10 protein-coding genes are annotated in these 13,204 nt (G+C 71.4%); 2 read left to right on the forward strand and 8 right to left on the reverse strand.

The features are described 5' to 3' along the window. Positions 1-21: 21 nt before the first annotated feature. The 5 genes from ABZ463_RS17270 to ABZ463_RS17290 all read right to left on the reverse strand — a co-directional run bounded on the left by ABZ463_RS17270 (position 22) and on the right by ABZ463_RS17290 (position 7,420). The gene (locus ABZ463_RS17270; RefSeq protein WP_352009561.1) at positions 22-441 is read right to left on the reverse strand and encodes a roadblock/LC7 domain-containing protein; all 420 of its coding nucleotides are present in this window, start codon (positions 439-441) and stop codon (positions 22-24) included. Continuing rightward, entirely contained in the window at positions 438-3,383 is a 2,946-nt protein-coding gene (locus ABZ463_RS17275) for a nitrate- and nitrite sensing domain-containing protein (protein ID WP_352009562.1), read from the reverse strand. The genes ABZ463_RS17270 and ABZ463_RS17275 overlap by 4 nt, the downstream gene beginning before the upstream one ends. Before the next feature lie 133 nt (positions 3,384-3,516). Beyond that, positions 3,517-5,778 (reverse strand): [protein-PII] uridylyltransferase, encoded by a 2,262-nt coding sequence (locus ABZ463_RS17280; RefSeq protein WP_352009563.1) that lies wholly within the window; start codon positions 5,776-5,778, stop codon positions 3,517-3,519. Continuing rightward, positions 5,775-6,113, reverse strand: coding sequence for a P-II family nitrogen regulator (locus ABZ463_RS17285; protein ID WP_184713272.1), 339 nt, complete (start codon positions 6,111-6,113; stop codon positions 5,775-5,777). Before ABZ463_RS17285 ends, ABZ463_RS17280 begins: the two co-directional genes overlap by 4 nt. Next, positions 6,110-7,420: an ammonium transporter gene (locus tag ABZ463_RS17290; protein ID WP_362776982.1), complete on the reverse strand. Its 1,311-nt coding sequence runs from the start codon at positions 7,418-7,420 to the stop codon at positions 6,110-6,112. Before ABZ463_RS17290 ends, ABZ463_RS17285 begins: the two co-directional genes overlap by 4 nt. Before the next feature lie 426 nt (positions 7,421-7,846). Here ABZ463_RS17290 and ABZ463_RS17295 point away from each other — a divergent pair, with 426 nt between their 5' ends. Together ABZ463_RS17295 and ABZ463_RS17300 are read left to right on the forward strand one after the other, a co-directional pair. Then, complete coding sequence (locus ABZ463_RS17295; RefSeq protein WP_352009565.1) at positions 7,847-8,689, forward strand: SAM-dependent methyltransferase; 843 nt, start codon at positions 7,847-7,849, stop codon at positions 8,687-8,689. A gap of 190 nt (positions 8,690-8,879) precedes the next feature. Further along, positions 8,880-9,797, forward strand: coding sequence for a helix-turn-helix transcriptional regulator (locus ABZ463_RS17300; RefSeq protein ID WP_362776985.1), 918 nt, complete (start codon positions 8,880-8,882; stop codon positions 9,795-9,797). A gap of 52 nt (positions 9,798-9,849) precedes the next feature. Here the strand turns inward: ABZ463_RS17300 and ABZ463_RS17305 are convergent, their stop codons facing one another. From ABZ463_RS17305 to ABZ463_RS17315, 3 genes are all read right to left on the reverse strand, one after another. Next, the gene (locus tag ABZ463_RS17305; RefSeq protein ID WP_352009567.1) at positions 9,850-10,788 is read right to left on the reverse strand and encodes a sigma-70 family RNA polymerase sigma factor; all 939 of its coding nucleotides are present in this window, start codon (positions 10,786-10,788) and stop codon (positions 9,850-9,852) included. Between the two features lie 213 nt (positions 10,789-11,001). Beyond that, complete coding sequence (locus tag ABZ463_RS17310) at positions 11,002-12,357, reverse strand: formimidoylglutamate deiminase (protein WP_352009568.1); 1,356 nt, start codon at positions 12,355-12,357, stop codon at positions 11,002-11,004. Between the two features lie 155 nt (positions 12,358-12,512). Continuing rightward, positions 12,513-13,199, reverse strand: a complete 687-nt coding sequence (locus ABZ463_RS17315) for an SDR family oxidoreductase (RefSeq protein ID WP_362776988.1) — start codon at positions 13,197-13,199, stop codon at positions 12,513-12,515. Positions 13,200-13,204 lie beyond the last annotated feature (5 nt).

Genomic DNA, 13,204 nt, shown 5'->3' on the forward strand with positions numbered 1-13,204 from the left:
CCCCTCCAGTGAACCTCATCGTCATCTCCGGGATGCCTGTAGTTCGGCCCGCAGAGCGGGGGTGAGCACCTGACCCGCACGGTCGACCAGCAGGGTCATCTGGTAGGCGACCAGTCCCATGTCACACTCGGGGGAGGCGAGGACGGCGAGCACCGAACCGTCGCTGATCGCCATGACCAGCAGCAGCCCGCGCTCCATCTCGACCACCGTCTGGGTCACGGCCCCGCCCTCGAAGACGCGGGACGCCCCGACGGTGAGGCTGAGCAGGCCCGCCGCGACGGCGGAGAGCTGGTCGGCCCGGTCGTCGGGGAAACCCTCCGAACTGGCCAGCCGCAGCCCGTCCGCCGACACGCACACGGCGTGCGCCACCCCTGGAGTGCCCCGGACGAACTCGGTGATCAGCCAGTCGAACCTGCTTGCCTCGTGGCTCAGGGTCGTCACGAGCCCTCCTCCTTATCCGCCAGGGTCCTGGCGGAGTCCTCGTTGAGTTCGGCCCGTCCCCGCCGTACCCCCTGCTGGAAACTCGACAGGCGGCTGCGGACCCGCTCGGGCGAGAGGGGCGGCATCGGAGTCGACGGTACGGCCGCGGCCGTACCCGGGACCAGGTTGGCCTTCGGGGTGCGCTTGGGCAGGCCCGCGGCGGTGATCCCGCCGAGGGCCGGGTCGCTGGCCGCCTGGGCGGCCCGCCATCCGGCGTCGGCCGCTGCCTCCCAGTTCTCCGGCTCGCGGACGGGTGTCCGCGGCCTGAGCGGTCGCGCGACGGGCTCGGACGCCTGGCCGGGGTCGCCGGCCTCGGCCTCCTGTGAGTCGTCACGTGTCTCCGGGCCGGGAAGGGCCTGCCTGACGGCCTGTGACGTCTGGCCGGCCTCCTCCGGTTCCTCGGTCTCATGAGGTTCGTCGGCCGTCTCGCCGTGCCCGGCGGCCGCCTCGGTCCTGCGGAACCAGGCGGACTCGACGGAGGCGAAGATCGGCAGGAACTCCTCCTGCTCGGGTTCGAGCGGGGAGACCCGTACGGCGGGCATCGACGCGGTCGCCGGGTCGTCGTGGGCTTCGAGCGCGTCGTGGGAGCTGTGCCCCCAGGCGGAGAAGCCGCTCGACGGGGCGGGGGCGCCGGTCGCCGCGCCGCCGCCCGTCCCGGGGACCGGCCGCTTGGGCAGCGGGTAGGCCGTGCCGGACGGGGCGCCGAGCGAGCCCGAGGCGATGGGCTGGTCGGCGGGGATGGGGTGCTCGTCGGGGAAGGACACCGAGCTGAAGGGGTCCGCCTGCGGGAACGAGGGATGTCCCTGCCCGAGGGAGGTGTGCCCGAAGGAGGTCCGGCTGAGGGAGGTGCCCGCGAACGAGCTCTGCCCGAAGGAACTCTGCCCGAAGGAGCTCTGGCTCTGCGACTCCCCGCCCCACGACGGGGTCTGGCTCGGCTGGACCGTCTCGACGATGAGCGCGGCGGGGAACAGGACCATGGCGATGAGGCCACCCGACTCCTGCGGGCGCAGCTGGACCCGGACGCCGTGGCGCAGGGCCAGGCGGCCGACCACGAACAGGCCCATCCGCCGGGAGACCGAGACGTCGACCACGGGCGGGTCCGCCAGGCGCCGGTTGGTCTCGATCAGCTCCTCGTTGGTCATGCCGATGCCCGCGTCGCTGACCGCGAGCAGCGCGCCGCCGCCCTCGATCATGCTGCTGGAGACCACGACCTGGCTGGCCCGCGGGGAGAACTGGATGGCGTTCTCCACCAGCTCGGCGATCAGGTGGACGACGTCGTTGGCCGCGCTTCCCGAGACCGAGAGCGTGCGGTGCACCTTGACCTGGACCCGCTCGTAGTCCTCGACCTCCGACAGGGAGGCACGCACGACGTCGACGAGCTTGGCCGGCTGGCTGCGCCTGCGGGAGGGCTCGTGGCCCGCCAGGACCAGGAGGTTCTCCGAGTTGCGGCGCATGCGGGTGGCCAGGTGGTCGAGCCGGAACAGGTCGGCGAGCCGCCCGCCGTCCTCCTCGCCCTTCTCCAGGCCGTCGATCAGTGAGATCTGCCGTTCGACCAGGGTCTGGGTGCGGCGGGAGAGGTTGACGAACATCGCGCTGATGTTGGAGCGGAGTTCGGACTCCTCGGCGGCCAGCCGTACGGCCTGCTGGTGGACCTCGTCGAAGGCCTTGGCGACCTCTCCGATCTCGTCCTTGGAGTCGACGGAGATCGGGGCGATGTCCGGCGCCCTGGTGTCTCCCGAGACCCGCAGGTTGCGCACGACCTCGGGAAGCTTGAAGCCCGCCACGTCCAGTGCCTCGGAGCGCAGACGGCGCAGCGGCAGGACCATCGAGCGGGCGATGAGGACGGTCAGTCCGAGGATCAGCATCAGCAGGAGCAGGATCAGCCCGGAGGCGATGATCGCGTTGCGCTGCTCGGTGTCCTCAAGCTCCCTGGCCCGGGTGATCACGGCCGTGGCGACCTGGGTCTCGACCTTCCCCATCCGGTCGAGGATCGTGGTGTTGTCGGCGAACCACTGCTTGACGGCGGCGAAGTCGGTCAGCAGGCGCCCCTGCGACTGCGAGCCGCTGGCCAGCACGATCGCCCTGGCCTTGGTCAGCTCGGCCCGGTAGACCTTCTCGTCCATCAGGGCCTTGACGAGGAGCTGGCGGTTGGCGCCGCTCGCCTCGATGGTGAAGTCGGCCTTGTACTCCTCCATGCGCGATCTGGAGGCGATGAACTTCTCGATCTCCTGGGCGGTGATCTGCGAGGGGGCGTAGTAGCCCGCGAGCAGACGCGAACGCTGCCGGGAGACCTCCTCCTTGGCGCGGGCCAGCGCGCTGAGCGCCCGGGTGTTGCCGACGATCTCGGGGTCGTCGCTGACCAGGGTGAGTTCCTCGTGCAGCTGCAGCAGCGGGGCGATCATGATGCTGTAGCGCTCTGCCCGGTTCGTCCCGGGCAGCTGCCGCAGCTCGCCCAGGCCCGCGAGCTGGTAGCCCACGTCCCTGGCCGCCTCCGCGGCGCGCTGGCCGTAGCTGTCGTCGATGTTCTGCAGGTCGAGCCTGACCTTGCCGACCAGGGCGTCGACGGTCTTCGCCTGCGCCGCCGCCGCGTCCTGCAGGCCCTGGTTCGAGGGCTGGAAGGCGGCCCAGGCGACACGGTCACGTTCCAAACCGAGGGCCTGCGCCAGTTCTCGCAGCGATCCGGAGTACTCGGCCGCCGAGGCGGTCCGCTGGTATCCGGCCACGCTGTCGATGGAGGCGACCACGCGCGTTCCGGCGAGCACCACGCCCACCACGGTCGGCACGAGGATCAGGGCGGTGAGGCGCGTCCGCACACGCCAGTTCCGCAAACCGAACCGGGCGGCGAAGCGCCTGCCGCGGCTGTGTGCCGCGGTACCGCCGCCCTCGGTTGTCGCCGTCGTCACCGCTCTCGCTCTACCTCTCACCATCACGACATAGGTGGCCCTCATCAGACCACATGGTCACGGGACGCAATCGACAAAGCCGACAAACCGGACGCAATCGTTACGAAGGTGACGAGAGAACGATTTCCTATGGTTATCGCAAGGCGGCAAGCACCTGGTCCCGCACCAGTGCCCGCTGGGCCTCGTCAGTCAGAGGACGCCCGGCTCTATCGACAACGTAGAAGACATCCACCGCCTCTGCGCCGAGAGTCTCTACACGTGCGGCTCGCACGTCAAGACCACAGTCTCCAAAAGCCCCGCCGATTCGCCACAATAGTCCCGGTCGGTCCCGTGCGCGCACCTCCACCACGGTTGCGGTGTTGGACGCGTCGTCAACAATAGTGACCCGTGGTGGCGCGACCGGCACCCGGGGCGGCCGGGCCGAAGCGGCCCTGCGGGCCAGGCGCCGCCCGATGTCGAGCCGTCCGGCGAGAACGAGCCGCAGGTCAGCCTCCAGGGTCGCCGGATCGGGCGGCGAGCCGTACTCGGGGACGACCGCGAACTCGATCACCGCCGTCGCCCCCGCGGAGGCGGCCGAGGCGGCGCGGACGACCATCCGGTGCGCGGCGAGCACCCCTGCCGCGCTCCACAGCAGCCCGGCCCTGTCCGGGGCGACGACGGTGACCGCTCCCCCGTTGACCCGTACGGCGCCGCCACCGTGTCTGGCCAGGGACGTCTGGGCCGCCGAGAGCACCGGGGCCGGTCTGACGGGCGTGCCGGACAGCACCGAGCGCACCCGGCGCACGAGGTCGGCGACCAGGGACGCCTTCCAGGAGTTCCACGCGGCGGGTCCCGTGGCGCGGCCGTCGGCGACGGCGAGCGCGGCCAGCAGCTCCAGGACCTCGCGTGATCCGACCGCCTCGGCCACCCTGGAGATCGTCACCGGGTCGTCGAGGTCGCGGCGGGTCGCGGTCTCCGGCAGCAACAGGTGGTGACGGACCACCCGCTCCAGGGTCTCCACATCTGGCGCGGAGAGTCCCATCCGGGCGCCGATATCCCGAGCCACGACCGCCCCGGTCACCGAGTGGTCCCCGGGCCATCCCTTGCCGAGGTCGTGCAGCAGCGCGGCGACGAGCAACAGGTCGGGCCGGGCCACCTCGCGGGTGAACGACGCCGCCCCCGCGGCCGTCTCGATGAGGTGCCGGTCCACGGTGTGGCGGTGCACGGGGTTGCGCTGCGGGCGGTGCCGTACACGCTCCCAGTCGGGCAGCAGACCGACCACCACGCCCGCCTGGTCCAGCTCCTCCCAGACCGGTACCGCGGCCTGTCCCGCGCCGAGCAGCCCGACCAGGGCGTCGCGCGCCTCGGCGGGCCAGGGTACGGGCAGCGGCGGCGAGTGGGCGGCGAGCGCGCTCACCGTGGCCTGCGCGAGCGGCAGCCCCGCCTCGGCGGCGGCCGCCGCGGCGCGCAGCACGAGCACCGGATCGGCGCGCGGGTCCGCGTCGCGGGCGAGCACGACCTCGCCGCCCTGCTCGACCACGCCGTCGGCGAGCGGGCGGCGCCCCCTGGGCGCGGGGCCGCCGACCAGCCGGTCGACGGCGCGCCAGGTGGCGTCGAAGGCGTGCGTGACGGTCCGCCCCGCCTCCGCGAGAGCGCGCATCAGCACCTCGGCGTCGAGCAGGCCGAGGACGCCCGCGACCGCCTCCTGCTCCTGGAGCACCAGCCGGTCGCTCCCCCGCCCGGTCACCAGGTGCAGGGCGTGCCGGACGTCCAGCAGCAGTTCGTGGGCCTGCCTGACCCTCGGCCCCGGCGCCGAGGCGACCCAGGCCGCGGCGACCGCCTGCATGACCTGCACGTCACGGATGCCGCCGCGCGCGTCCCTGAGGTCGGGTTCCAGCAGGAAGGCCAGCTCACCGCGGGCCGCCGCCCGCAGGCCCGCGGCCTCACGAAGCTCGGCGAGCCTGCGCCGAGCGTCGGCCCGCCACCCGGCCAGCACGCCCTCCCTGGCCGCCCTGGTCAGCTCCGGGTCACCCGCGACGTGCCGGGCCTGGATCAGCCCGAGCGCCGCCTTCAGGTCGTCTCCGGCGACCGCGACGGCCTCCCCGACCGTCCGCACCGAGTGGTCCAGGCCCGCGCCCGAGTCCCAGATCGGGTACCAGAGCCGGTCGGCGACGGCCGCCACGTCGTGCCTGCCGTCGTGCAGCAGGACCAGGTCGAGGTCGCTGCCCGGCGCCTGCTCGCCCCTGCCCAGGCTGCCGACCGCGACGAGCGCGATCCCGGACGGCTCGCGTTCCCCGCTCCCCGCGCCGTCCTTCCCGTACGGCGCGCCGCGGGCGCTCCTCAGCAGCCCGGCCAGCCAGCGGTCGACCTCCGCGGTCCGCTCCCTGCGGGCCGCGGCGTAGGAACGCCGGTTCACAACGCCTCTGGGCCGCGTTCCCCGGTGCGGACCCGCACGACCGTGTCCACGGGGACGGACCAGACCTTGCCGTCCCCGATCTTGCCGGTCTGCGCCGCCTTGACGATGACGTCGATGACGTCGTCGGCGTCGTCCTCCTCGGCCAGCACCTCAAGCCGGACCTTGGGCACCAGGTCCACCTGGTACTCCGCGCCCCGGTAGACCTCGGTGTGGCCACGCTGGCGGCCGTACCCGCTGGCCTCACTGACCGTCATGCCCCTGACGCCGAACTGTTCCAGCGCGGCCTTCACGTCGTCGAGCTTGAAGGGCTTGATGACGGCGGTGATGAGTCTCATGCGTCCACCTTCTTCGCGGTGCCACTGGCCGCCGGGGTCCTGACCGTGACGCCGGAGGCGTGCACGGTGCCCAGGTCGTAGCCGGTCTCGGCGTGGGAGGTGATGTCGATTCCGGTGACCTCGTCGTCGGCGCCGATCCTGAATCCCACGGCCCTGTCGATGATCTTGGCGATGACCCAGGTGACGGCGAACGAGTAGGCCGCGACCACGATCGGGCCCAGCAGTTGCAGTCCCAGTTGCCCGAGGCCGCCGCCGTACAGCAGTCCCTTGCCCTGCTGGCCGAGGAGGGGGTAGGCGGCCAGGAAGCCGAGCGAGACCGCGCCGAGCACGCCGCCGACCATGTGGACGCCGACCACGTCGAGTGCGTCGTCGAAGCCGAGGCGGTACTTCAGGCCGACGGCACTGGCGCAGACCGCGCCCGCGACGGCGCCGATGACGACCGCGCCCCAGGGGTCGACGAAGCCGCACGCCGGGGTGATCGCGACCAGGCCCGCGACCGCGCCCGAGGCGACGCCCAGGCTGGTCGCGTGGCCGTCGCGCGCCTTCTCCACGACCAGCCAGGCGCCCGCGCCGACGGCGGCGGCGATCTGGGTGTTCATGAACGCCAGCCCCGCGGTCCCGTCGACGGCCAGTTCCGAGCCCGCGTTGAAGCCGAACCAGCCGAACCACAGCAGGCCCGCGCCGAGCAGCACCAGGGGCAGGTTGTGCGGGCGCATCGGCTCCCTGCGCCAGCCGACGCGCCTGCCGAGCACGAGGGTCAGCGCGAGCGCCGCGGCCCCGGCGTTGATGTGGACGACCGTGCCGCCCGCGAAGTCCTCCACGCCCAGGTCGAACAGCCAGCCGCCGCCCCAGACCCAGTGGGCGACCGGGAGGTAGACCACGCTCGCCCAGACCGCGGTGAACAGCACCCACGCGCCGAACCTGGCGCGGTCGGCGACGGCGCCGCTGATCAGGGCGACGGTGATCACCGCGAAGGTCAGCTGGAAGGCGGAGTAGACCAGGCTCGGCATCCCGGTGCCGTCGGCCTTGGTCGCCGTGCCCACCAGGCTCTGCAGCCCCAGGGCGTCCAGCCCGCCGACGAAGGCGTTGACGATCCCGTTGCCGTTCTCGGTGAAGGCCAGTGAGTGCCCGTAGAGCACCCAGGCGACGGTGACGGTGACGATGCTCGCGAACGACATCATCATCATGTTCAGGACGCTCTTGGCCCTGGTCATGCCGCCGTAGAACAGTGCGAGCCCCGGAGTCATCAGCAACACCAGCGCGGTGGCCGTGAGCATCCAGGCAGTGGTGCCGCTGTCGATCTTCATTCGAAGCGACCCTCCTTACGAATGGCGCGTGCCTGTCTCAGGTCGCAGTGAACGCCTCCGGGCTCCGTCGACCGTGCGCACTGACGATGCGCCCCAGCGTGTTCCCCGGTGGTTTCACGGCGCCGCACGATGTGTTTCGGATCTGTGAAACTCCACGACACGGTGTTTCAGCCACGTTTCGGACAGAGTCCACCAAGGCTGTGATCCATCCCAAACCAACCCGGTTTTCCCACGAAAGACCACGAAAGAGAATGCCCCGACACATCGCCACAGGCCGGGACGATGACACCAGCCCCTTACTCACAAAACGGACGAACGTCAGCAAATATCGACAAGATCATCAATAACTGACTACGAACGGGATCGCCGACCTTATCGTGTGTGACGACAGCGGAATACGCGTACGACAGGAGACCTCCCCCTGTGGTGAAACGTGATGATTCACCTTCCTCCCCGCAGAATCCTTCCGAATGGAAGCTTTCCCAGCAGAAGCCAGAAATCGACACCACCGTCCCGCACTCGGCCCGGATCTGGAACTACTGGCTGGGCGGCAAGGACAACTACCCGGTCGACCGCGAGGCCGGCGAGCAGTTCGCCGAGGTCTTCCCCGGTATCGCCGGGCTCGCCCGCGCGTCCCGGCACTTCCTCGCCCGCGCGATCCGGCACCTGGCCGGCGAGGAGGGGATCCGCCAGTTCCTCGACATCGGCACGGGCCTGCCGACCGTCGACAACACCCACGAGGTGGCCCAGCGGGTGGCCCCGGACTCCCGCATCGTCTACGTCGACAACGACCCCCTCGTCCTGGTGCACGCGGGCGCGCTGCTCACCAGCACCCCCCAGGGCATGACCACCTATATCAATGCCGACCTGTACGACCCGGACACGATCCTGGCCGCCGCGGCCAAGACGCTGGACCTCACCCGGCCCGTCGCGCTCGTGCTGATGCAGATCACCGGGCACGTCCGCGACACCGGCGAGGCGCACGCCATCGTGAGACGGCTCATGGACGCCCTGCCCTCGGGCAGCTTCCTCGCCTTCAACGACAGCGTCGACACCAACGCGGAGAACTTCGCGGCCACGCAGCAGTACAACGACAGCGGCGCGGCCCCCTACCACCTGCGCAGCCCGGAGGAACTCGCCGGCTTCTTCGACGGCCTCGACCTCCTGGAACCCGGTGTCGTCCCGATCACACACTGGCGGCCCGAGGTGCCTCTCCTCGACCCGGTCGCCGACGTGGACGCGCTGGGCGGCGTCGCCCGTAAGAGGTAGGTCTCCACCACACCTCGCGCGGACCGCGCCGTGACGGTCCGCGGTGGCCTCTCCCGGACACACGGTGACCACCCCCGCCCCCGTACGGGATCTCCCGCGCGGGACGGTGGACGGTCGCCGTGCTCCGGTTTTCCCGAGACCGGCGCGCCGCGGTCCGACGTCGGCGACCGTCGCCAGAAAGTGACTGAACATGAACATCGAGACCGTGAAGGACCGGCCCGACGGCCGGACCACGGACGACTCCCCCGCAGGGAGCGGACCCACCGTCCTGCGGATGCTGCTGGGCGTCCGGCTCCGCAGGCTGCGGGAGGTCAGCAACATCAGCCTTGAGGAGGCGGGCGAGACGATCCGGGCCTCGCGCTCCAAGATCAGCCGCCTGGAGCTGGGACGCACCGGCTTCAAGCAGCGCGACGTGGCGGACCTTCTCACCCTCTACGGCCTCACCGACGAGGCGGAACGAGCCACGCTGCTGGCGATGGCCAAACAGGCCAGCCGGCGCGGTTGGTGGCACCCCTACAGCGATCTGGTGCCGAGCTGGTTCGACGCCTATCTCGGTCTGGAACAGGCCGCCGACGTCATCCGCGGTTACGAGGTCCAGCTCATCCCCGAGCTGCTGCAGACCGAGGACTACGCCCGCGCCGCCATCCGGCTCGCCCACCAGGACGCCACGAGCGCCGAGTGCGAACGCCGGGTCGAGCTGCGCATGAGGCGGCAGCGGATCCTGCACCGGCCCAACGCCCCGAGGCTGTGGACCGTCATCGACGAGGCGGCGCTACGCCGTCCGGTCGGCGGCACGGCGGTGATGCGCGCCCAGCTGGAACACCTGGTCGCCGTCACCGGGCTCAACCACGTCACCGTCCAGGTCCTGCCGTTCAGCGCGGGCGGCCACGCCGCGTGCGGCGGGCCCGTCACCATCCTGCGCATGCCCGAGCAGCAGCTTCCCGACGTCGTCTATCTCAGGCAGCTCATCGGGGCCGCCTGCCCCGACAGGCCGAGTGACGTGCAACGCTTCTGGCACGTCATGAACCAGCTGGTCGTCCAGGCGGAACCGGCGCTCATGACGCGGGACATTCTTCACCGCTTCATCGAGGAGCTCCCCGGACGCTGACCCCGGACCCGATCCGGTACGGCTCCCCGAGGCCGTACCGGATCGTAGGGGTTCAGGCCGCCATCGCCATCTTCCGCAGCCTGGCCAGGGCGTCGCGCTCGATGCGGCGGGCGCGGTCACGGCCGATGCCGTAGCGCTCACCGACCTCGGTCAGCGTGTGCTCACGGCCGTCGATCAGGCCGTAGCGCCAGCGGAGCATCTCACGGGTCTGTCCCTCAAGGCCGGTCAGCCACTCCTCAAGGCGCTCGCGCTCCAGGATGTCCATGGCCTGCTGCTCGGGGTCGGCCCACGTCTCGTCGGCGATCATGTCGCCGAGTTCGGTCTCGTCCTCGTCGCCCACGCCGAGCTGCAGGGAGACCGGGTCGGAGGCCCAGCGGCGCAGCTCGCGCACCCTCTCGATCGGCAGTTCGAGCACCTCGGCCAGGTCGGCGTCCGTCGGCTCCTGGTCGAACTCGGCCAGCATGTCGCGCCTGACACGCATCAGCCTGGTCATCTGCTCGCCCGCGTGGGTCGGCAGCCGTACCGGCCTGGCCTGCTCGTGGATCGCCCTGCCGACGGACTGGCGGATCCACCACGTCGCGTACGTCGAGAACTTGTAACCGCGCCGGTAGTCGAACTTCTCAACCGCCCTGACCAGACCCAGGTTCCCCTCCTGGACCAGATCGATCAACGGCATTCCACGCCCTGAGTACTTGCGCGCCACCGCCACCACAAGACGTAGGTTGGCCTGAATGAACTCATCCTTGGCCCGCTGCCCGGAAACAGCCAGTCTTTCGAGCTCCTCGTCGGCGGCGTCCGCGATACGCGGTTCCCGCAACCCGCCGTCGAGCAGTTGCTCGGCGAAGAGACCGGCCTCGATCCGCTTGGCGAGCTCGACCTCCTCCTCCGCCGTGAGCAGGGGGACCCTTCCGATCTCAGCCAGGTATGTCCCAAGCAGGTCTCGATCAGAGACGTGCTGATCCTGCGTCCGATTCCCCGTCGGCCTTGCCATCAGATGGCACCTCGTTCCGCCTGCTTATGGCAGGCCCGCGCGCTCAATCGAGACCCCGGGCGCGCGAACATGCCGCTTGCCTCAACAACGCCCGGACCAGGGCAAAGATTCCCCAAAAAAGTACGCCGAGAGAACGGTTTTGGATTTCCTCCTCAAGGAGGATGTCTCAGGACACAGCGCCATGAGGTCCCCCGGTTCCCCGCCCGGAAGGGCTCAAACCACGCCGCGCACCTCGGCGATCACCGCGGCGAGCGCGGCGCCCACGTCTCCCAGGACGTGCCTGCCCTCCTCGACCACCCGGCGGCCCCCTGAGACCACGGAGTGGACGTCCGCGGCCGTCGCGGCGAAGACCGTGATCTCCACGGCGTCCTCCTGGCAGGCCCCCGCGGTGCGGACCGAGTCCAGGCGCACCGAGACCAGGTCCGCCCAGGCCCCCGGCACGAGCATGCCCGCCTCGGGGAATCCCAGCGAGGCGTGCCCCGCGGCGGTCGCGGTCTGGAGCAGCTCGGCGGCCGTCCAGTGGCCGCGCCGTTCGGTGACGAGCCGCTCGCTCAGCTCGACGCCGCGCGCCTCCTCGAACAGGTCGATCACCGCCTGGCTGTCCGAGCCGAGCGTGACGGGCGACCCCGCGTCGAACAGCGCCCTGACGGGGCCGAGACCGTCGGCCAGGTCCCGTTCGGTCGTCGGGCACGCGCAGACGTGGGCGCGTGACTGCCCGAGCAGCGCGACGTCCACCTCGGACAGATGTACGGCGTGCACGGCCGTGGTGCGGGGTCCCAGGACGTCGTGCTCGGCCAGGAGCTGGACGGGGCTGGCGGTGTAGGCCTCGACGCACGCGGCGTTCTCCTCGCGCCGCTCGGACACGTGGACGTGCAGCGGGACCGCGTGGTGGTGGGAGAAGGCGCCGACCACGGGCATCTGCTCGGCGGGCACCGCGCGCACCGAGTGGAGCGCTGCCCCGACCTCGACGTCGTGTTCCCCTCGGTAGGCCCCCAGCAGTTCCTCCGCCCGGACCGCCCACCGCTCCGAGTCGCCGTCCCCGAAGCGGAGCTGGGCGCCCGTCAGCGGAACGCCGATGCCACCGGCCAGGTAACAGGTGTCCAGCAGCGCGATGCGCAGTCCCGCCCGTCGCGCCGCCTCGACGAGCGCGTGCCCCATCGCGTTCGGATCGCCGTACGGCCCGCCGCCCGGTGAGTGGTGGAGGTAGTGGAACTCCCCCACACAGGTGATCCCGGCCAGCGCCATCTCCGCGAAGACGGCCGTGGCGAGCCTGTGGTGGGAGTCGGGGTCCAGGGTCGCGGCGACGCCGTACATCCGCTCACGCCAGGTCCAGAAGTTGCCCTTCTCCCGCTGTGTCAGCCCGCGCAGCGCCCGGTGGAAGGCGTGGGAGTGCGCGTTGGCCAGCCCCGGCAGGGTCAGCCCGGCCAGCCGTACGGCCCCGGCGGGAGGGACGGCGACGCCGGAGGCAACCTCGGAGATCCGTGAGCCCGTGACCGTGACGAGCACCCCCGAGGCGACCTCGCCCGGCGGCAGCCAGGCCAGCTCACACCAGTAGGCCGTCTCCGGCACGGACGCTCCCCGCCCGGGCGTCTGGGGCGCTCCTGGCGAGGACGGGAAGGAGTCTCCCCGCGCTGCGGCGAACACCCTCCATTATGTGAACAGGGTCGTTCACGGGCGCCCCGCACGGCTCACATGAAGGGCAAAAGGGTCGTCCAAGACACCGCTCAGTTGACCGGGCCCGCGCTGGGACGGACGGTGATCTCGGTGACGTGGGCGTCCGGGGTGGCGCTCACCGCGGTGAGCACGACCCGCGCGACCGACTCGGGCGTCAGATATCTGTCCGGCTCGTAGGCCGCGCCCTCCTGCTCGCGAACCCCGCGCTGCATGTCGGTGTCGATCCGCCCGGGATAGACGGAGGTGACCCGCAGGGCGGGCTCCTCAAGGCGGAGCGCGTCGGCGAAGGCCCGCAGCGCGAACTTGCTGGCGGCGTAGGGGCCCCAGTCCGGGTTGGCCCGCAGGCCCGCCCCGGAGTTGATCAGCACGACCCGCCCCTGGGCCGCGCGCAGAGCGGGCAGCAGCAGCCGGGTCAGTTCGGCGACCGCGACCACGTTGAGGTCCAGGGTGCGCCGCCAGACCTCGGCGGGCGTCGTGGCGATCCGTCCCAGGATCGCCACCCCGGCGCTGTGCACCAGCACGTCGAGCCGGTCGATCCCGGCGACGTCGGCCTCGGTGACCGAGGTCAGCTCGACCGGCCAGGGGCGCGAGCCCGGCAGTTCCGCGGACAGCGCGGCGAGCGCCGCGGTGTCCCGGCCGCCGAGCAGCAGGTCGTGGGTGGGGGCCAGGGCGCGCGCGACCGCGGCGCCGACCCCCCGCGAGGCTCCGGTCACCAGTGCCAGGGGACGTTCGGACATGTGGA

Origin of the sequence: Streptosporangium sp. NPDC020145 (genome assembly GCF_040631275.1) — a bacterium.
Lineage (GTDB): Bacteria > Actinomycetota > Actinomycetes > Streptosporangiales > Streptosporangiaceae > Streptosporangium.

What these genes read in the sequence shown, in the direction of transcription:
- ABZ463_RS17285 (WP_184713272.1), bottom strand. Translation starts at nt 6,113, where the DNA reads ATGAGACTCATCACCGCCGTCATCAAGCCCTTCAAGCTCGACGACGTG.
- ABZ463_RS17290 (WP_362776982.1), bottom strand. Translation starts at nt 7,420, where the DNA reads ATGAAGATCGACAGCGGCACCACTGCCTGGATGCTCACGGCCACCGCG.
- ABZ463_RS17300 (WP_362776985.1), top strand. Translation starts at nt 8,880, where the DNA reads ATGAACATCGAGACCGTGAAGGACCGGCCCGACGGCCGGACCACGGAC.
- ABZ463_RS17305 (WP_352009567.1), bottom strand. Translation starts at nt 10,788, where the DNA reads ATGGCAAGGCCGACGGGGAATCGGACGCAGGATCAGCACGTCTCTGAT.
- ABZ463_RS17315 (WP_362776988.1), bottom strand. Translation starts at nt 13,199, where the DNA reads ATGTCCGAACGTCCCCTGGCACTGGTGACCGGAGCCTCGCGGGGGGTC.